Here is a 20639-nt window from a genome sequence, read left to right on the forward strand (position 1 = left end):
ATCGGAGCCTACTTATCCCTCAAACTTACTAAAGGTCATCAAATTCCGCCCAAGGATCATACCTATAGGTTTCATCCACCGGAGCAAATGAGATCCCTTTAAGAAGGGTCGCTGCTGCTTTAAATCGGTCACTACAAAACAGCTGCAGCGTTTCCTGACAGCGAAAAACATCACTTTTAACACCAGCGGAAATTACAAATGAATCAATCCTGCTAACACTCACCTCGCCCGGGAACAATGGACTATTGACAACTTCCCCTGTCTCTAGATCCTTCGCCAATTCATATACGGAGCAATACTTATCGAGAGCCGGCAAACTTTCCCCGGGAAGAAATATAAAAAAATCGTCCTTTCTAATTTTATCGCCAAGCGAGATCTCAAGCGGAATGGCTCTATACTTGGAACCAAACAAGTCGCAAACATCTAAAAACTTGCGTGAAACATACGTCGCACCGACCTGATAGAAATCGAAATCCAATGAATCGACGTCCATTTCCAATCCTGAAAGGCTAAGGCGATACTTATTTCTTATCTCCAGCCTTTCAGGATCTAGTTCGTACGGAGACCACTCAAACCTTTCGCAATTAAAGAAGCCAGCCAAACTAATTGGACATCCGTCATCTGACGAGTCATAGTGCATTACATAATATTTTTTTTCATTCAGACTCATAGCAATCGCCCCGTAACCGCATCCACAACGAACTTATTAGCTTCAAGCCCTTCTCTGGCAAAATTTTGTATCTTCCCAATGCCTAGAGCCAACTGAGTATCGGACAGAACTCCGGCCTCAAAGAAATCATTCAATCTAGAAACTTTAGACTCAATCGCTGCGGTATACTGCCCATGGTTTGACCAATGACCAGGAAGATCTATACGCTGAGTTAGATTTTTGCTACCAGGCAAAAAGATCCCATTCGATGCCCCGTCCCCATTGAAACCCATAGACTTAAGCCTGTCAAACATCCTAGCATATTGTGGATTACTAAGAACCTCCTCTGGAATAAGATGATGGTTCGCCATTCCATCTCCTTTCCTCGCCCCCATATTATTACCCAGTTTCGTCGAACACCATCCCAGCGGGTCAATTTCCTGAACAGGATTAATAGTGTACGAGTAGATATTTATTCCGCCTGCCAGTCCTATTGGATCCTGCGAGAGGAATCGCCCGATCTCACAGTCATAGAATCTAAATGTGTTGTAATGAAGTCCAGTTTCGTCATCAAAGTATTGGCCTTGGAAACGAAGATTCTGCTTGACCTCATTAACGGTTAGATGCTCAACCGCCCCCCACGAGCGATACGTCGCCTGCCAAACGATCTTGCCATCGCTGTTCGTCAGTTCTAGCGGCGTGCCGATCTGGTCAGTATGGAAGTAATAGACCTTCTGCTCTTCCCCTTCCGCCTGATCGACCCGCGCCAATGGCGCATAGCTACCCGGCTCATACAGGTACAGGATGCTCTGCCCCGGCGTCTCTTCGCGCAGCATCCGCAAGCCTTGCCAGAGGAAGCGCTTCTGTTCGACTTCGCCGTTGATTTCCGCTTGCTTGGCAACCCGTCGCCCCAGGCTGTCGTAACGGTAGTGCCCGGTACTCTCCAGCTTGCCATTGACCAGCGTCTCCGCCCGCACCAGCCGGTTCTCGCAGTCATAGCTAAAGCTCTGCAGCTTGCTATGCCCCGAGCGCTTCTCGATCAGGTTGCCCCACGGATCGTAGCGGTACTCCTGATCCCGCCACTGCCTGATCCGGTTGTCCTTGACCTTGTCGAACTGCCGCGCGTTGAAGTCCAGGCGGTTGGCCGCCGCGTCGTAGCGGAATTCCTCGCTGCCCACCAGTGAACCGGTATCGCGGCTGCGCAACTGCCCGTTGGCTTCGTACTCGTACTTGATCTCGCCACGCAGCTTGTCCAGCGTGCGCACCAGCTCACCCGCCGGGTCGTACTGGTAACGGCGGTGAATCGGGTTGTAGGCATGCTCGACCAGCAACGAGGTATTGATCCCGGTGTTGTGCACCTGCGAGAGCTTGTCGGCCGGCAAGTTCGAGGCAAACTGCCAAGCCTTGCGCCCCATGGCGTCATAGCCAAAGCAACTGGTGAGCTTGCCCTGGGTCCGGTACACCTCGCGGTGCAGGTCATCACGCTCCATGTCGCTGATCACCTGGCCGTCCAGGTTCAGCTGGTGCAGGTGCCCGCTGCCGTAGTACAGGTGGTTGACCCTGCGGCCATCCGGCAGGGTCAATGTGGTCAGGTTGCTGAGCGGGTCGTATTCATAGTTCAGTGCACCACCCGGGGTCAGCTCCTGCGTCAGTCGTCCGAGCAGGTCGTAGCTGTAGCTCAATGTCTCTTCGGTGATGCCCAACTGCTTGCCCGCACTGCTCGGCTGGCGCTGAATGCTCAGCAGCCGATCGGCATCGTCGTATTCGAAATCCTGTCAGGCATCGCGGTTGACCTTGGCCATCAGCCGGCCAATGGCATAAGATTATCAATAATTCAACGTAGATCAGTTATCGAAAACCCAGTTGAGATACATACAACCGGGATTTCTGAAAAAGATCAGCTCACACAATCAAATTCAATAAACTCCTCACATAAGAACCTACATTTAAACCTCAAATCTATTCACAAAGCTTTCATATGTCGACTGGGAGTTAATCACTCTAGCCGTTTCGTTTTCAACATGCTCAGCCGTCTCATCATCTGTAACGGTGACAAATAAAACCGGCTCTTGCACAGCAAATGACTTAAAATAATCACTTTGCCGCAAAGCACGCAGAACATTCGTCATTGCTGCATAAAGTTTTTTCCTGAAATCCGCAATATTAGAACGCTCCACATCTTCCCTTAGCGCTTTACAGGCGCTCTTGAATAACTCGCCGTGCCAAGCCTCATACTTCCACTCTGAAGTCGCCCATGTGTAATACTGACGAGAATCGTCCCGATCCTCCTCATCTTCCTCCAAGAGTTTACGCTCCAGCGCCTCGTGAGAGTTAGCAGCGAAGGCGATAGTCATGGCACTACTATCGGTATATAACGAAAAAGCATAAAACCTTTCGTCTGAATGCTCAGCTTGCAAAGCTTCGAGCGCCTGAACTACAAGCTTAAAAACTTCCGCCTCAAACCCATTCCAGTTCATTATCAACCCCTTATTACCCACCGAATACTTCAAAGCCGATTTTTTGTAACTCACCCTTCATTGCTGAAACCGCCTTATTGAAGGGTAAATCTTGCGCCATAATAGCTCTGTCTGCAGCTTCAAGCTTACTAGCAACTAATTTTGCATTCGCAATTGTGTGTCCTTGGTTCTCCGCCCACATCATCGCAGACGTATCATGCACAGGATCAATTTTGTACTTGTCCAGCACGGCCCTACTACGTTCGAGTGCTTTTTGCATGCCTGGGGAACGCGCGAAGTCTCCCTTGAAAACGATATGGTGAGCATGCGGTCGCTCCATTGTAGCAGGAGGGCGAGTCCCCGTTTGACGAGCATAGTAAGCCCCCCAATCTTTACCAGCACATAGCCCCCATGCATCAGTCCAAACAATGGGGTTGTTAGCGTACTGGTAGAAATTAAAACCACCAAGTAAACCAATCGGATCTTGGCTTACAAATCGCCCGACCTCTGGATCGTAGTATCTGAAAGTATTGTAGTGCAGCCCCGTCTCACCATCAAAATACTGACCTTGGAACCGTAGGTTTTGCTCGACATTCTTGACCGGCAGACTATCTATTGCACCCCAAGAACGATACGTCGCCTGCCAAACGATCTTGCCATCACTGTCCGTCAGCTCCAGCGGCGTACCAATCTGGTCAGTATGGAAGTAGTAAACACTCTGTTCTTCACCCTCCACCTGATCGACCCGCGCCAACGGCGCATAGCTGCCCGGCTCATACAGGTACAGGATGCTCTGCCCCGGCGTCTCCTCACGCAGCATCCGCAAGCCTTGCCAGAGGAAGCGCTTCTGCTCGACTTCGCCGTTGATTTCCGCCTGCTTGGCTATTCGCCGCCCCAGGCTGTCGTAACGGTAGTGCCCGGTACTCTCCAGCTTGCCATTGACCAATGTCTCAGCCCGCACCAGCCGGTTCTCGCAGTCATAGCTAAAGTTCTGCACCTTGCTGTGCCCCGAGCGCTTCTCGATCAGGTTACCCCACGGGTCGTAACGGTACTCCTGATCCCGCCACTGCCTGATCCGGTTGTCCTTGACCTTGGCGAACTGTCGCGCATTAAAGTCCAGCCGGTTGGCCGCCGCGTCGTAGCGGAATTCCTCGCTGCCCACCAGTGAACCGGTATCGCGGCTGCGCAACTGCCCGTTGGCTTCGTACTCGTACTTGATCTCGCCACGCAGCTTGTCCAGCGTGCGCACCAGCTCACCCGCCGGGTCGTACTGGTAACGGCGGTGAATCGGGTTGTAGGCATGCTCGACCAGCAACGAGGTATTGATCCCGGTGTTGTGCACCTGCGAGAGCTTGTCGGCCGGCAAGTTCGAGGCAAACTGCCAAGCCTTGCGCCCCATGGCGTCATAGCCAAAGCAACTGGTGAGCTTGCCCTGGGTCCGGTACACCTCGCGGTGCAGGTCATCACGCTCCATGTCGCTGATCACCTGGCCGTCCAGGTTCAGTTGGTGCAGGTGCCCGCTGCCGTAGTACAGGTGGTTGACCTTGCGGCCATCCGGCAGGGTCAATGTGGTCAGGTTACTGAGCGGGTCGTATTCATAGTTCAGTGCACCACCCGGGGTCAGCTCCTGCGTCAGTCGTCCGAGCAGGTCGTAGCTGTAGCTCAATGTCTCTTCGGTGATGCCCAACTGCTTGCCCGCACTGCTCGGCTGGCGCTGAATGCTCAGCAGCCGATCGGCATCGTCGTATTCGAAATCCTGTCGGGCATCGCGGTTGACCTTGGCCATCAGCCGGCCAATGGCATCACGTTCGAACAGCGTGTTGCGCTCTGGCCGCTCGCCGTTGTCGCCGTAGCCAATCTCGTCCATGCGCACCAGATGGCCGCCAGCGTCGTAGCCAAAGCGCCGGGTCAGGTTGTCGACCCGCACTTCTTCGCTCAGCCGGTCCGAAGCGTCGTAGGCAAAGCGGTAGGCTTCACCGTTCTCGTTGACCAGTGCGGTCAGGCGCAAGGCCTTGTCGTACTCGTAACGGACCCACTCGCCCTTGGCATCCTGGCGGCTGCTCGGCAAGCCGCGAGAGGTGCGCTGCAGGCAGGTGGTCTGGCCTTTGCCATCGGTGTGCGTCAGCACCTGGCCGAGGGTGTTGTAGGTGAAGCGTTCGGCAGTGCCATCCGGGTGATGGATGCGCAGCACTTCACCGTCGGGTTTGCGTTCCAGCGAAGTGGTCTGGTTCAGTGCATCGGTCACCGCGATCAGGTGCTGGCGTTCGTCGTAGCGGTACCAGGTGCCCTTGCCCGAGCAGTCCTGATAACGCTCGACCTGTGCCAGGGTGCTCCACCGTAGGTACTTGGACTGGTAGGTCGCGTCGATGATGGTATGCGGCAGGCCGTCATCGCTGTTATGGCTCGGTCAATAGATCGGACAAACCCAATGCCCCAGGTCATTTGCCTTTATAACTAAAAAGAAATGGGGCTAAATCAGCCCCACTGAATCGATCATGTTTTTAAAGATCTACGCCCTCGAAGCATTAAATCATCAGGAAAAATAACGACCACAGCCCAGCTCAAGCAGCTCAATCACATTTTAAAACTCAACGAGCAACCAGTTCAAAATCAAGATGACTCACATCGGAACCATCAGCAACTACTGGCAGAACTGGGACAGAGACAAACTCGAGTCCATATCCGTATTCCGAACCATATTCACGAAGCCCTGCATATCCCTTGATGGACAAACTATAAATACCAGACTCAACATCAATATAATCATTACTCGGAAGTCGCGAAGCATACTCGGCTTTGTAATTTAGGAAAAAATCTTCATCCCAGTCAAATAGCGCATTGAGATCCGAAACAATCAGGACACCAGAAACTATTACCAAAGGAAGTCCTGAATACACGAATACCGGCTCAGGCAAATAATCCACCCCCACATTTTGACACTCTGTAAAAACAGAGTATTCTTGCTCCGAAACTTGGTATATAGGAAAAACCACCCCCTGTTCAACCGCCTGCCGCCCAAGTGCTTCGTCTTTCAAAAAAGCATTAAAGATATTTGTATCTGTTAACCCTTTGCTTTTTATGAAAACTGCAAACTGTACCGGATCAAACAATACTATACCTGGAGCATACAGCTCTATCAACGCACTCCGCTTCATTACTCGCATCCTCCTGCAGTATTGTTACCACTGTCTTTGCCAAGCGACTTAGTTAGGACCTCACCAATAGTTACATCTTTCCCAAGCCTTGTCCGGCATGAGAAATTTTTAACATACTCTTTTGAGGGAGCTGAATCCCCCCTGCTTTCTCAGACAATCTCCAAGCTCAAAAAATATCGTTTCTCGTACTCTACTAGAGACAGCTGCATAGCACTGCTGTGTCGGCGTTTAGGGTTATAGAACATTTCGATAAAATCGAAAATATCACTTCGGGCTTTGTCTCGCGTTCCGTAGATCTTTCGTCGGATTCGCTCCCGCTTCAAAAGCTGGAAAAAGCTCTCGGCTACAGCGTTGTCAAGCGCTCCACCCGATTTCGCCCACAGTCGCAGGTCATCGTGAATTTTGTGATAGCCGTACAGCCGAGGTAACTCCTTTGGCAGCCGCCCCAGCAGGTCGTAGGCGTACTCTGGCTTCTACTCAGTCATCCCGAACTGTACGTTATTCCACCCAACTATAAACGACTCATATAGAAAATCACGCACAAGTAACTTATCAGCTTTCAATTACCCAATAGCGCTGAATCTGACCAGCAATTTATTGCTTTCAATTTTACGCACCAATATCTCTGAGACAATAGGGTCGATCCAGATCACACCTGCCACAAAGAAAAGGTCCAGCGAACCAGTCTTTGTCTCATCAATACACATCTTCTTTACGCCTCGGACCTTGTAATCAGCCGCCAGCTCACCGGCCTGAATCTTACTCATAACCAAAGACTTGCCAGAGTACTCCGAAAGCCCGTAGTCAAAGCATGCGCACCTGTCATTAACGTGAATAAAATAATACGTTTTGACCGTAGGTTTTCCATTAGAGTGCTTTACATCCGCAGGGGAAAACTGCAGGTTAGTATTTAGCCCCCAAGAACAACCTTAAACTCCTGAGATACAAAAAAAAGCACCGGAAGTTGTCAAGAAAAAATCAGACTTAAGAGCGTGAACCTTTTTATCCTAAATCACAGAAACCGACTTTCCTCCTAGCATGTCGAGCAGGTGCCTTTTGGCCTAGGATCTGTATTTTGTAATCGTATCGGCAATTTCGCCAGGGCCAGTATTAAAATAGAAAGCAAAACATACGACCGCCTCAAAGCCAGCGGTCGTCACCTAGAATTTACATTTTAATGACCGCCAAGCCCAGAACCTTCTGCCTAGTAAACCCCATCATCCAGCAAGAACAAAACCATTCAAAGCCTCGACCAATTTAGAATGCGTGAGCACTTCTTCATCTTTCCGGTTACGAACCAGAGTAAACACCTCTTTTTTTGGAGAAAGGACTTCTACCACCTCGCCCTTATAGTTTGTAATCTCAACGAACCCACTAACTACACCATTGAGATCCTCGATCTCTGATAAGAGTGTAGGGTACTTCATCAATACGCCAACTTCATCAGTGCCGGCTTCAGTCCCCGGATTATCAAAATAAACTTTAATCTTAGGACAAACACTCCTATTCCAACGAAAAATAGGAACCATACGCTGAATAATTTCTTTAAACTCACCCTCAGATTCGCCTCCCGAAAACTCACACCGATGTATAGGAATACAAAGATACAAGTTCTCTCGCTTACCGTCCAGCCGTCCTTTCAAGCTTCCGTGATAAGTATTGGGCACAATCAACACATGAGTAAAGCCATACTTATTCGGAGCAATATCGAATATTGTAGTCTTATCCTGGCTCAAAGAGTCAGGCGCCTGCTCAACAACTTCCACAGAGAACGCCCTGTCACTTACGCCCTCAGATATAACCAACAAATCTTTCCTATCTGAACTTTTTAAACAATATTCATAAACCACTTTTGGAAGCTTGTGCTGAAAAAAATAGCAACCAGCGTATTCATCCACGCAAGCAAAGGACTGCAATAAGTCATCTTTAGAGAACATACCAACCTCATTCATAATCAGGCCCTACGTCCTGCCTATACCTCACGCCCTCCGCGGCTGCGCAATTGGCCGTTAGCTTCGCACTCGTACTTGATCTTGCCACGCAGCTTGTCCAGCGTGCGCACCAGTTCACCGGCCGGGTCGTACTGATAACGGCGGTGGATCGGGTTGTAGGCATGCTCCACCAGCAGCGAGGTATTGATCCCGGTGTTGGGCACCTGAGAGAGCTTGTCGGCGGGCAGCATCGAGGCGTATTTCCAAGCATTACGCCCCATCGGGTATAACCAAAGCAGTTAGTTAGCTTTCCTTGTCCGGCGCATATCCAAATGCAGTCAAACAATAAAAAATAGGCAATTAATCAGAGACATGGGCGCACATTTAATCAGCCACCTCTTCACTTTTTTTCAAACCCAACCGACATCAAATCATAGAAAATTCATGGCAATAACTTAGCCCTCCTTGAGGAGCGTGAAGATTTCCAAGAGATCAAAACACTTTCTCCACCAAGCTCTTTATTAACATGCTCCAGATTCTTACCCTCAACCATCCAAACCCACATATCATTTGCACTTAATTTCAGAACGCCATGCCGACTATCGCTTAAAATCCAATCTCGGAGACTATAGGGGCCCACCTGCAATTTCAGATGCCCCTCATTTACCACATTTATGGGATATACCATTCTTAGCATTTCATTCTTATATCGCTCCACCCCCTTGAATCTGCCACCTGTCCCCCTGCTAAACAGAGTAAGATTCTCATAGTTATAGACACTGATTAAGTTTTCGCCGCCTGCGTAATAAAGCCCCTCAGAAACATCATCCACAGAATAAAATATTGCATAATCCAACGAGCCGAACAAACAAACACCATCAATAAACTCTAAAAACTCCTCCTCCCCAAAGCTTGAGGGCAAGCCCTGTGCATCAATATGGTAAAAGCCCCCAAAGTCCGTTGTCGAATATCCAAAAGATGCATCCCAAAGAAAACCATTTTCACTTTCGCAATAGAGCCTGAACGATGTAGCCCTCCCGGACTTAACCTCCCTGCTCAAATCAGCCAAAGAAACTTCCACAAAGTCAATATCTTCTCCCGATCTATCTTTTCGATATTTATAATATCCTGATGTCGTAATGTCCAACCCTATAATTTTAAAGAAACGCACGCCCAATTCATATACGAATTCGGGAGTGATCTTTTCGATACCGTAAATTGCCATCGCATTGGCCGCACACATATCATCGCACCTATATACTATCAATTAAGTTGCCTAGAACACTTTTTATCTTTGAAGTATTATAAGGATGATTCAACACAATAATGTTTCCTTGCCGGAACTCGGCAGTTTACCCATCCCAGTCTGATTCCGCACCGTCAATGAAGGTAACTTTTCCCCATGTCAATCTTAGAGGCCAGTTCGATTGCATGAACTTTTCCAGACTTATCAATAGCCATAATATCTGGGCGCCGCCCTGTTACCCCTTTACCATTAGCGAAACTGTACGACCTATTCAAAAATATCTCTTTGAACTTACCGCTCATTGCCAGCTTATTAGCAATGGCCTCGGAGAACTGATCATGCCCCAGAGTCCCATCTTTTTGACCTTTGCCGAATATTTTTGCTCCATTAACCTCTCGCATAGGGCATGCAGCGAATCCAAGGGGGTCAACCCATGTGATCGGGCTGGCGAGCACGCGGTGGTCGGCGTTGTACTGCACTTCCAGTTCGCGACCGAGCACGTCGGTGGCCTAGCTGCTGCGGGCGTCGAAGTTGTAACGGAGATGGTAGTGTAGGAAGTGGCTGACGGCGTTCTGGAAGCGCTGTAACTAAACCTCGGGATTAGTGTGCGGGACTTAGCGCCCATGATTAGATGTCGTAACCTACTGTGCTGCCGATCACAATTATAGCTACAAAGATCAAAGACATCACAGTGAAGCTTAAGCATACCTTATGACTGATCGAACCTGGAGAAAACACTGAAAGCGAAGTGACCGAAACAAAGTTGGCAGCCACTTCGAAAGCGTGTATTGTTAAAGAACCTAAGTAAACCTCACCCCGCCCCAATCTCGCCGACCTCAGAACAACTCTTTTACATCTTCATCCCCCATCTGCTCGTAAGGGAACAACCCCATTGCCTCTTGCTCCGAGATCTTTTTCTCATTCTCATTAACATCAATGCTTTTCAAATCATAAGGAGGTGTACCAAACACAAACCTCAACCCTTCAACCCTGTCATCTTCACCCAATTCCAGATGTCCAACCACTTCCCACTCACCCTCGCCCATCTCCAGCAAGGAAAATGTATCGAGAATGACCGGAAACTGCTTAATGGTTTGTAACTTACCCAACTCTTCTCTCGGCGAGGAAGATGTTTCGGCAAAAATTTCAGAAACGTAGCCCAGCTCTATTTGCTTAATTAGCCTTGCAAAGCCGTATAAGCCGTCAGCGATTTTAAACGAAAGAACATCGCCAGCCGTATATTTTTTAGTTTTGCCTTTGCCCATTCCAACATCCTCCGAATGACTTTTCAAATCCTCCCCACAAAACAAGCTGGGGCCATTTACCTTAATTGACAAATCAATCAAATACCTTATTTCTTCGAGCTTAGGCCTTCTGCCCAGAGACTCAATATAGAGCACCTGCAGTTCCTCTAGAAGTTTGCCAACTAGGTCTAGAGGTATATCTCCGACAACGATCTCATCATGTCCCGGCGCGCTCCACCACCCCATAACTAAACTCCTCAACAGGCCGTTGCATTAGGTGTTGATTTCCGCCCGTTAAGACTAGCAGATTTTTCATTAAAGCTATTTTCAAAGTACTGCTGTCGCCCTGCAGCTCTCGTCTTGCTTTGATGGTCATAGGAATTGATTTTATTACCCCTGTTTGTATCCGAAATCTGCTCCCCTACGATGCCGGTTTTAGTTCCGTGGTGCTCAATATAAGCTTGCTCATAGCCTCGGGCCTGACCGTAAGTAACATTACGATCGAGTACTTTCATTTTTCCTCCATTGAGTCGCCCGCTCGCCACATGCTCACCACGGCGCCTAGTAACATTATCCGTTATGCCAATATAATATGGATCTTTTACACCCTTGTCATACAGTGCATAAACAAAATAACCAGGAGCAGTCTCAGCCACCCACCCCAACGGATCAACCCATGAGACAGGATTGTCGGCATAAAAATAAAGATTAAAACCGCCATCAACCCCAATTGGATCCTGACTGATATACCTTCCCGCCTCAGAATCGTAATACCGGAAGGTATTGTAGTGAAGTCCAACTTCACTATCGAAGTACTGCCCCTGAAACCTCAGATTCTGTTCAATGTCATTGACACTTAAAGTTTCTATTTCGCCCCATGAACGATAAGTCGCCTGCCAAACAATCTGCCCGTCGCTATCCGTCAGTTCCAGCGGCGTACCAATCTGGTCAGTATGGAAGTAGTAAACCTGCTGCTCTTCCCCTTCTGCCTGATCAACCCGCGCCAACGGCGCATAGCTACCCGGCTCATACAGGTACAGAATGCTCTGCCTCGGCGTCTCCTCCCGTAGCATCCTCAACCCTTGCCAGAGGAAGCGCTTCTGCTCGACTTCGCCGTTGATTTCCGACTGCTTGGCAACCCGTCGCCCCAGGCTGTCGTAACGGTAGTGCCCGGTACTCTCGAGCTTGCCATTGACCAATGTCTCAGCCCGCACCAGCCGGTTCTCGCAGTCATAGGCAAAGCTCTGCAGCTTGCTGTGCCCCGAGCGCTTCTCGACCAGGTTGCCCCACGGATCGTAGCGGTACTCCTGATCCCGCCACTGTTTGATCCGGTTGTCCTTGACCTTGTCGAACTGCCGCGCATTGAAGTCCAGGCGGTTGGCTGCCGGGTCGTAGCGGAATTCCTCGCTACCCACCAGTGAGCCGGTATCGCGGCTGCGCAACTGGCCGTTAGCTTCGTACTCGTACTTCATCTCGCCACGCAGCTTGTCCAGCGTGCGCACCAGTTCACCCGCCGGGTCGTACTGATAGCGACGGTGGATCGGGTTGTACGCATGCTCCACCAGCAACGAGGTATTGATACCGGTGTTGTGCACCTGCGAGAGTTTGTCGGCCGGCAAGTTCGAGGCAAACTGCCAAGCCTTGCGCCCCATGGCGTCATAGCCAAAGCAGCTGGTGAGCTTGCCCTGAGTCCGGTACACCTCGCGGTGCAGGTCATCACGCTCCATATCGCTGATAACCTGGCCATCCAGGTTCAGCTGGTGCAGGTGGCCACTGCCGTAGTACAGGTGGTTGACCTTGCGACCGTCCGGCAGGCTCAGGGTGGTCAGGTTGCCGAGCGGGTCGTACTCGTAGCCGAGCGTGCCGTCAGGGGTGACTTCTTTGGTCAGCCGTCCCAGCAGATCGTAGGCGTACTCCAGCTTTTCTTCGCTGATCCCAAGCTGCTTGCCGATCCCGGTCGGCTGCCGCTCGATGCTCAGCAACCGGTCTCCGCCGTCGTACGCGAAGGTCTGGCTCGCATCGCGGTTGATCTTGGCGACCAACCGGCCAATGGCATCGCGCTCGAACAGCGTATGACGTTCCGGGCGTTCGGCGTTTTCACCGTAGCCAATCTCATCCAGTCGCGTGAGATGGCCTCCGACGTTGTAGCTGAAACGCCGGGTCAGGTTATCCACCCGCACTTCTTCAGTCAGCCGGTCCGAGGCGTCGTAGGCAAAGCTGTACGTGGCGTTGTTCTCGTTGACCAGCGCGGTCAGGCGAATGGCCTTGTCGTACTCGTAGCGTACCCGCTGGCCCTTGGCATCCTGGCGGCTGCTCGGCAGGCCACGCGCCGTACGCATCAGGCGTGTGGTCTGGCCCTTGCCGTCGGTGTGGCTGATTACCTGGCCATAGACGTTGTAGGTGAAGGTTTCCGCAGTACCGTCCGGATGGCTGATGCGCAGCACCTCACCGTCGGGCTTGCGCTCCAGCGTGGTGGTCTGGTTCAGCGCATCGGTCACCGCCACCAGGTGCTGGCGCTCGTCGTAGCGGTACCAGGTGCTCTTGCCCGAGCAGTCCTGATAACGCTCGACCTGGGCCAGGGTGTTCCACCACAGGTACTTGGACTTGTAAGTTGCATCGATGATGGTATGCGGCAGGCCGTCATCGCTGTTCAGGTACTCGGTCATCTGGCCGAGGGTATCGTATTCGGCGAGCAGGTTGCCCTTGTCGTCGTAGCGCGCTCGCCAGGTGCTGCCGTCCGGATAGCTGACCTGGGTCACCAGCGTGGTCAGGTGGTGATATTCGTAGGTGGTCTTGCGGCCCAGCGGGTCGGTTTCTTCCAGCAGGCGGGCGTATTCATCGTACTTGAAGGCGAGCCGGTTGCCGTCCGGCAAATCCAGGCCAACCATGTTGCCCTGCTCGTCCAGCTCGATGGCGTAGCGTTCACCACCGTAGTCACGGCTGGCGAGCACGCGGTGGTCGGCGTTGTACTGCACTTCCAGCTCGCGGCCGAGCACGTCGGTGGCCCAGCTGGTGCGGGCGTCTAGGTCGTAGCGGAAGTGGTAGTGCTCGCCATCGCTGGTCCAGTGCTCGACCACGCGCGGCTTGTCGCCGAGGGTTTCCCAACGGTAGTGGCAGCCCAGGCCCAGCGCGTTGCTGTGGGTCACCATCAGGCCTTCGGCGTAGCTGAAGCTGCGCACCGTGTCGCCGTTGCGGTTGATCACCGCGCTCAGTTGGCCGTGTTCGTCGTAGCGGTACTGGGTGAGCGTTTCCACCGCCTGGTTGTTCACCACGCGCTTGATGTCGGTCAGGCGACCCAGCGGGTTGTCGTAGTGCAGGTGCACGCGGGTACCGCCGGTGGCGCTGATGTCGGTCAGCGTACCGTCGGGCGTGCGCGTGAAATGCAGGAAGTGGCCGAGGGCGTTCTCGATGCGTTGCAGCGGCACTTCGCTGTTGGTGTCTGGCACTTCGCCGAAATAGAAGAACAGGTTGTCGAGGGTTTGCAGGATGTAGTGGCCGCCCTCGGTGCATACCAGGTACACCTGTTCGTGCGGGTTGTAGATGCGCTGGCCCGGTTGCAAGGTCACGAACGGAATTTCGCGGCCCTGGTTGTCGGTGAGGTAGATGAACGAGCCCTGGCGGCGCAGGCTCTGCTCCCAGGGCAGTACCCAGCCGCGGCCCAGCACGCTGTCGACAGTCAGGTCGCTGGCGTAGAAGCGCGACCACTCGATCGGCATCAGGCCAGGCAGGCTGAAGTCGATTTCGTCGGGGATGAGTTTGCGGCCGGTGGTGAGGTCGACCGGGTTGCCGACCAGGCCGCCGATGGCCCTGCGGGCGACGGGTTCGACCACGTAGCGGCTGGCCACCTCGCCGGCGACGAAGCCGGCGGTGAACTTCAGGGCGCAAGGCATTATGGCTTTCATGCCGGCCTGGGTACCCGCCTTGATCAGCTGCGCAATACCGCCAGCGGCACCGGCAATGGCCATCAGCACATCCACGGTGGTGCGCAGCCACTCCGGGATCTCGTCATCCACTGGCAGATAGCGGTAGGTGCCACCGCCGATGATGACGTTGTCCGACCCACCGGAAATGGTCGCGCCGCAGGTCAGCTTGTCGCCCTTGCGTGCAGCCGCGACGCTGTTGATGAAGACGTTGGTCGAGCCTTCGGCAATCTGCACCGGCCCTGGGTGCTTGTCGCAGGCACCGATGCTTTTTTCGACGCGGGCGGCCTTGCGGCTGTTGATGAAAACGTTGGGTGAGGCAGTGGTTATCGTCCCTGAGGGGGACGAGAACATACTGCCTATCGCCTCTCCGGCGGCGGTCAGCAAGCTGCCTCCGATGCCGGCTGCGAGGCCGGCCAGCAAGGCCACGCCGAACCCACAGGTGAAGGTGGCGATGGCCACCGTGGCCACCAGCGCGATGCCCAGGGCTGCCCCGATCAGGAAGCCCCCCAGCGCGCTGGTGTGCGATATCTCGTCGCCGAACCTGGCCGCTTCGAACATGAGGGGTTACTCCTGTTCGCCGGACTCGGCGCTGGTTACGGACGGGGCTCGCGGCGTGAAGCTGGCCAGCAAGTTGTCCCAGTCCTGGTTCTGCTGGGCACTGAAGTCGGCCTGTGCGGTGGTGGAAAAGATCAGGGCACGCCCGGGGCTGATGATGAAAGCGGCCTGGCGCTGATACAGCGGGCGGCCCTGGTTCATGTAGTAGGCGTCGATCTGGATGCCGGCAATGGGTGCGGTAGCCGAGAGCGAGACGGCCTTGTTGCCCATGCGGGTGTAACCACGCAGCTTGGAGGTGAGCATCTTCACCTGGCGATCGACATAGGCCTGCAGCGCTTCGTCCGGCAGCAAGGTGTCACGCGAGATGGTGATGCTCAACGGTGCTGGAACACTGGCACCCAAGACGAACATGTTGACCGTGCGGTCCTCGAAACCTGCCGGCAGCGCGATGCCGCCTTCCTGCAACTCGTAATCCATGCGATGAAAATTCCTGATAGCGAAAAAATCGGGGTTCAGCCCTGCGCGAAGCCATCGAGCATGCGGTCGAACTCGGCCAGCCACTGGCTCAGGCCCGGCTTGCTTGGGTCGATCACGCTGGAAATATCCAGCCATTGCAGCGACTCGCTGCCGGCGATGGGCACCAGCGCGCCGACCAGGCGACCGTGCCGGGGCTCGTGGCCAGCATTGAAGTGGAAATCCAGGACCTTGGCCGGGTTGCCAGCCAGGAGGCAATCACGTTGACGAATCACGCGCAGTTGCGGGTTCAATTCGCGCAAGGCCTGGATCGCGCCCTCGAACAATTGCTCCAGCGGTTGCCTGGCGCGTACATCACGGCGGCGGATGCTGAGGCTGATCGGCTCGCCTTCATGCTCGATGGTGGTCTGGATGTCGCGAAAGCGAAAACCGATCGGAAACTGCAAAGTGAAACCTGCGAAGGTGAAACCGCTGCCCACATCCTGCAACGCGGCTGGCACCGGTTCCGGCTCGGGCACAGGCTCAGGCACATGAGCGGCTTCCGCCAACCTGGCCAGCCGCGCAGCCTCCTCTTGCGCTTCGCGCCTGGCAGAGATGCGATCGTAGATCGAGGGCTTGTACATGAACCTTGCCTCAGTCGTTGATCCGCACCGCGGCACCAGTGATCTGGGTGGTGTCTGTGCTGGTGGTCACGATGACCTTACCTTTGATCTCGATACCTTCCGGGGTCAGCGTGATGCTGCTGTCGCCCACCTGCAGAATGATGTGCTGCTTGGCGGCCACCTGTATGAACTGGTTGTCGACCTGCAGGGTGTAGGAACCTTCGGTCACTTGCACCACGGTGTCTTTCTTGACCGTTTCGGTGTGCGTGCCACCTACTGTAATCGTGCGGTTGTTCCCCACATCATGGGTCTCATCCAGCTCGATCTCGGTATCCATGTTGCGCTCGGCATGCATGATGATCTGCTCGGCGCCGGCCTTGTCCTCGAAGCGGAAGAAGTTGGCGGTACCGCCGTCGCCCTTCATCGACCGGGTCAGGAAGCCACTCTGGGTCTTGTTCGCTGGCAGCGACCATGGCGGGGTGTTGGTGCTGTTGTACAGGCTGCCCATGATCAGCGGCCGGTCGGGGTTGCCGTCGAGGAACACCACCACCACTTCGTCGCCGACGCGTGGGATCTGGATGCTGCCGAAGCCACCGCTGGCACCAGATTGGGCGACGCGTACCCAGCAGGAACTCTGGTCGTTGAACTCGCCGTTGCGGTCCCAGTGGAACTGCAATTTCACCCGACCCAGTTCATCGGTGTAGATCTCTTCGCCGGGGGGGCCGACGACGATGGCTGTTTGCGGGCCACTGATTAAGCCGCGAGGGGTGTTTAGGCTTGGCCTGAACGGGATTTTCCGGCGAATGCAGGTGAAACTGTTCTGATAACCGGCTTGGCCATTACTGCTGTAGTTATTCTGACCCCAGTGTTTGACCGAGAGTATGAGAAACTGACGTTCATCTTGGGGATCGTTGTCATGGTCGTAGTGCTGCGAAAGCTCGAAGTAATACCCAGGCTCCAATGCGCGACAATTGCTCTTGCCGCTGAAGATTTTGCCTTGGACTTCCATTGCCTCGAGACGATGACGTGCCTTGCGCATACCCTCATCAGCATCGGCATACCCATAAAGACCTTCGTACTCAAAGACCTCCAACCGGCCAACCTCGCCCTGCTGGTTTATTGATTCGAGCTTAACCAGATGTGGATTACCGGGTTGCTTGTAGTCGAAGGACTTGAGGGTGAGCTGTGTCGGCTGGAAGCGACGACTGGACGACCAGGCGGTAATGGAGTCTTCTGTCTCGGTGACCGACGCACGGTGATAACGGATGACAGGCTGACCAGGGAGCTGCGTCAGAACGCTGCTGTCGTCGCTGATGATCATCCGATGCCCTTCCTGACTGTGCTGAAAGGTGAAGTACAGCCCTTCTTGCTCAAGCAAGCGCAAGACGAAGTTAAGGTCCGACTCCTGATACTGGGTGCAGAAGCTGATAGGCTTGAGTGGTTTACTCAATCGAAACTCGTGATCAGCCAACGTCAGGTAGTAAGCGAAGACTTCCTTGACGATTTGCTCAGTTGTCTTGTCCTGAAAAATACGCGAATCGCGACGTCGACTGAGGATCCACAGCCAAGGGACAAGCTCCGCACTGTAGTTGGCCACTCCAGCATCGGCGCCAGTATGAACGAAGTCCGACACATGGGCGCTGATGTACTTGGTGCTCCCATCCGCCAGCTCGATACCCATTGTCACTTTCTTGCCTATGAGCTTTTTCAGCTCGATCCGAGCATCTTGGGAAATGAGCTCAACATTGAAATAGAAGAGCTCCGACATCGCCTCATGGCCTGTGAAACTGAGGAGCTGTAGCTCCTGGTCGACTGGAAGAGGAGAGTCAAAAGTAATCAGGCGTCGATGCTGAGAAAGCATCTGCTCGAGGGCGTCCGTCATCATGTTCTTGCTTCCTGCACTAAGCTGAAAATCTTCCCATCAAAACGCTACAAGGTTCGGCTGTCAAATGGTGGCACTGAGCCACCCTGCTGCGTGTCGCACCATGGCATGAGAAGCAGAAAATCTCAACTGCTGTCACAAGATCTTACATATCGGGGGATTGGACCGCTATGTTGAGATTCACCGGAGATTTCCGGCGTTGGAAGCATAGGTAACGCAACGCAAATGATGGCAATATGCCTCTTTGACTTTCAGCTTCGCCGGAGGCACCTTATCCTCCGGAAATACATGCCAACATCGCAAACGACACAGGGAGTGGACAATGGGTTTGAATAGCACCCAACTAACTCAGCTGGACAAGCAAATCGATGAAAATCGTACAGAAATGGTGATCATGAGCCGCGAAGATGCCATTCACCTAGTATCCTCTAATGAGAAGCGGCAGGGTCCATGCACACCTCTAAAAGTGTGCTCCCGCTCACAAAATGCGATTTTGGATGGTTTACGGGGGGCAACCCAACCGCTGTACAACGATAGCATTCATCGCTTGGTAAATACCAGTTGGGGTTCACCCGTACTCTTAGCAGTAAATGATGCCCATGACCTTACATCGCTATTAAGAAACATCGGGGGTTTCGGAACTGAGATCCGATACAGTACTTACAGAGGCCAACGGTATGTCATACTAACAGGACGGCCGGGCCTTCGGCAAATTCTAAGGGGTACTCGATACGGTATTCGCAATGCACAACTTGTTGAATTCGGTATTGGGCAATACGGTATCCGAGGATCTTCCCTTGCCGGATTTAGGCTCTCGTGTTACGTGGCCGTCGGCATCGAGGTGCTTGAGTGGGTGTTTAGCGACGAGGCTACGGTGGCAGATCTTTTAGGTGGCGTTTTTGTCGAGCTAGTAAAAGCAGGCATAGGATCTGTCATTGGCTATGCGGTTGCTACGCTTGTTGCCGGCGTTACAGCCAGCGCAGCGATGCCTTTGGTTGCCGGGGCAGCAGTGATTTTCGCTGTAGGCATTGCCCTCAATGCGATAGACAACGACCTTGAGATAAAAGCGACTGTTAAAGCCAGCTTAAATTACGCCATTGATAATGTTCGACTAATGACTGAAAAAATTCAGCCAATAGATAGACATGCCCTTGAGCGTTATAAAAACGAATTCATCAATAGCGTAGCCGACGCCGTTATTGACACGGCCTTCGACGAAGCGAAATCATGGCTACTAAAGAAAGTGCCAACCCACTTTATCCCAAACAGTCCAGACTTTAACTGGCCAAAAGCGCCCAACCTCCCTCGTCTTCCGAACTTCAATTTTCCTAAGTTTTGAGCCTGCAATCATGACAACCAACCCTCCATTTTTTGCATCCATAAAATTCAGGTTACTCGCTTCATTAACTTTTCTGATTTGCGCTAGCGTTGGCATATTCTCCGCCTATTGGCTGATTGCACACGTACTGCCAATTTACGGACAACTGTGGCGCCGAGCTTCTGCCATTGAAGTTCCTTATATGGCTTTTGGCTTGCTCATGGCGCCCCCTGTCATGCTCGCCTGCACCGTCGCCAGCGCATTCGCAATATGGACAGGTAAAAAATTTGCCCCCTCCAGCAAATCCGGCCTTGCGCAATTTCAGACCGGAATGATGAAAGCCTCTGTCTACTCATTGATTATACTTGCTCCTGTGGCCGCCATCATCACCACGGTAGCGCTCAACACGCTAGATTATACGATCTGCCCTCAACTGAAAAAGTCAGGCTCGGCATGGCAGACCTATTGGGTAAGCCACCCTGGCTTCTGCTTCACACCTGACAGCTATACAGAAAACAACTGGCCTTGCAAGAGGACAGACGGCAAAAAGTTATGTATAAATATGAATGAATAAATTTTTCCAAGGAGGATCTGAAGTAGTGATGAATTGCTGGCCGACATCTACCCCTACCGATTTTTAAAGCGACCTATCGATCAAAAGCGGGCCAAGTTCTGGGCGTTGCGAAGTTGCCCGCCTGGAGATCTGAATTTACCGTAAGCGCAACCGGGGCAAGACACTTTGGCAATTCCAGGTGCCCGGCGGCCGGCAAAGCATGTGGTACTCTCCTACCTGGCCAAGCGCCCCAGGCTGCAGTTGTTCTGGGTCAATGATGACCGGGTGTGCTTCAAGCCGGATCACTACATTCAAGTTGGTAAGCCCAGGTGATTAACATGAAACCTACTACACCACTCGAGTATGTAGACAAAGCGCTCGCACTCGCCATTGACCGCCAAAATCGCATCCCTGGCTTTCCTGTCTACGCCACCGTCATCGATCAGTTAAAGTACATCAGGGCCGTGTTCGACGGTACGGAGAAGGATAAATCGAAGCTGCACAGACTGACGATTGGTGCTATCGCGGCTAAAGAATTTGAACCCACGGACGAAGCCCTCGCCGAGGCATTGCTTCATGTTTATTACATTGCAGAGCAATCCGCCAACGGCCTGAAGATTCGCCTGCCTGGAGAAAAATAACTACCGAGGG

General features: G+C 52.8%; 18 protein-coding genes and 2 pseudogenes. 4 read left to right on the forward strand and 16 right to left on the reverse strand.

The genetic code is table 11. From position 1 onward, the window contains the following. Positions 1–28: 28 nt before the first annotated feature. The 16 genes and pseudogenes from RR51_RS12240 to tssI all read right to left on the reverse strand — a co-directional run bounded on the left by RR51_RS12240 (position 29) and on the right by tssI (position 18120). On the reverse strand, positions 29–670 hold the full coding sequence (locus tag RR51_RS12240; protein WP_039613659.1) for a hypothetical protein: 642 nt from the start codon (positions 668–670) through the stop codon (positions 29–31). Further along, positions 667–2139 carry an RHS repeat-associated core domain-containing protein gene (locus RR51_RS12245; protein WP_442961510.1) on the reverse strand — a complete coding sequence of 491 codons (1473 nt, stop codon included), beginning with the start codon at positions 2137–2139 and terminating at the stop codon, positions 667–669. Before RR51_RS12245 ends, RR51_RS12240 begins: the two co-directional genes overlap by 4 nt. A 456-nt stretch (positions 2140–2595) precedes the next feature. Next, positions 2596–3126, reverse strand: coding sequence for a DUF4303 domain-containing protein (locus RR51_RS12250; protein WP_039613660.1), 531 nt, complete (start codon positions 3124–3126; stop codon positions 2596–2598). A 13-nt stretch (positions 3127–3139) separates the two neighbouring features. After that, positions 3140–5350, reverse strand: coding sequence for an RHS repeat-associated core domain-containing protein (locus tag RR51_RS12255; protein ID WP_442961508.1), 2211 nt, complete (start codon positions 5348–5350; stop codon positions 3140–3142). A 343-nt stretch (positions 5351–5693) separates the two neighbouring features. After that, complete coding sequence (locus RR51_RS29170) at positions 5694–6260, reverse strand: hypothetical protein (protein WP_082044689.1); 567 nt, start codon at positions 6258–6260, stop codon at positions 5694–5696. A gap of 149 nt (positions 6261–6409) precedes the next feature. After that, positions 6410–6622: pseudogene (locus RR51_RS29175) on the reverse strand (IS3 family transposase); the annotation flags it as partial. 201 nt (positions 6623–6823) lie between these two features. Then, positions 6824–7162: an imm11 family protein gene (locus RR51_RS31810; protein ID WP_330218088.1), complete on the reverse strand. Its 339-nt coding sequence runs from the start codon at positions 7160–7162 to the stop codon at positions 6824–6826. A gap of 315 nt (positions 7163–7477) precedes the next feature. Next, positions 7478–8197: a hypothetical protein gene (locus RR51_RS12265; protein ID WP_039613662.1), complete on the reverse strand. Its 720-nt coding sequence runs from the start codon at positions 8195–8197 to the stop codon at positions 7478–7480. Positions 8198–8250: 53 nt separating this feature from the next. Beyond that, positions 8251–8507, reverse strand: a pseudogene (locus RR51_RS12270) (HNH/ENDO VII family nuclease); the annotation flags it as partial. Between the two features lie 126 nt (positions 8508–8633). Continuing rightward, positions 8634–9434 (reverse strand): hypothetical protein, encoded by an 801-nt coding sequence (locus RR51_RS12275; RefSeq protein ID WP_039613664.1) that lies wholly within the window; start codon positions 9432–9434, stop codon positions 8634–8636. Between the two features lie 137 nt (positions 9435–9571). Next, the gene (locus RR51_RS29180; protein WP_201775109.1) at positions 9572–9937 is read right to left on the reverse strand and encodes a hypothetical protein; all 366 of its coding nucleotides are present in this window, start codon (positions 9935–9937) and stop codon (positions 9572–9574) included. A gap of 336 nt (positions 9938–10273) precedes the next feature. Next, positions 10274–10927 carry an Imm26 family immunity protein gene (locus RR51_RS12285; RefSeq protein WP_039613666.1) on the reverse strand — a complete coding sequence of 218 codons (654 nt, stop codon included), beginning with the start codon at positions 10925–10927 and terminating at the stop codon, positions 10274–10276. 11 nt (positions 10928–10938) lie between these two features. Further along, entirely contained in the window at positions 10939–15162 is a 4224-nt protein-coding gene (locus RR51_RS12290; RefSeq protein WP_236693265.1) for an RHS repeat-associated core domain-containing protein, read from the reverse strand. Between the two features lie 6 nt (positions 15163–15168). Next, positions 15169–15636 (reverse strand): DcrB-related protein, encoded by a 468-nt coding sequence (locus RR51_RS12295; RefSeq protein WP_003260502.1) that lies wholly within the window; start codon positions 15634–15636, stop codon positions 15169–15171. Between the two features lie 35 nt (positions 15637–15671). Further along, on the reverse strand, positions 15672–16256 hold the full coding sequence (locus RR51_RS12300) for a hypothetical protein (protein WP_039613667.1): 585 nt from the start codon (positions 16254–16256) through the stop codon (positions 15672–15674). A gap of 10 nt (positions 16257–16266) precedes the next feature. Further along, a complete protein-coding gene (tssI, locus tag RR51_RS12305) occupies positions 16267–18120 on the reverse strand; it encodes a type VI secretion system tip protein TssI/VgrG (protein WP_039613668.1) in 1854 nt (617 codons plus the stop codon). Positions 18121–18439: 319 nt separating this feature from the next. Here tssI and RR51_RS12310 point away from each other — a divergent pair, with 319 nt between their 5' ends. The 4 genes from RR51_RS12310 to RR51_RS12320 all read left to right on the forward strand — a co-directional run bounded on the left by RR51_RS12310 (position 18440) and on the right by RR51_RS12320 (position 20629). Next, the gene (locus RR51_RS12310) at positions 18440–19456 is read left to right on the forward strand and encodes a hypothetical protein (protein WP_039613669.1); all 1017 of its coding nucleotides are present in this window, start codon (positions 18440–18442) and stop codon (positions 19454–19456) included. 10 nt (positions 19457–19466) lie between these two features. Next, positions 19467–20009, forward strand: coding sequence for a hypothetical protein (locus RR51_RS12315; protein WP_065110705.1), 543 nt, complete (start codon positions 19467–19469; stop codon positions 20007–20009). 133 nt (positions 20010–20142) lie between these two features. Then, the gene (locus RR51_RS29185; RefSeq protein ID WP_082044690.1) at positions 20143–20325 is read left to right on the forward strand and encodes a polymorphic toxin type 46 domain-containing protein; all 183 of its coding nucleotides are present in this window, start codon (positions 20143–20145) and stop codon (positions 20323–20325) included. 1 nt (position 20326) lies between these two features. Further along, positions 20327–20629 (forward strand): immunity protein Tsi6 family protein, encoded by a 303-nt coding sequence (locus tag RR51_RS12320; RefSeq protein WP_024087174.1) that lies wholly within the window; start codon positions 20327–20329, stop codon positions 20627–20629. Positions 20630–20639: the final 10 nt, after the last annotated feature.

The organism is Pseudomonas sp. C5pp, assembly GCF_000814065.1.
Taxonomy (GTDB): Bacteria; Pseudomonadota; Gammaproteobacteria; order Pseudomonadales; family Pseudomonadaceae; genus Aquipseudomonas; species Aquipseudomonas asiatica.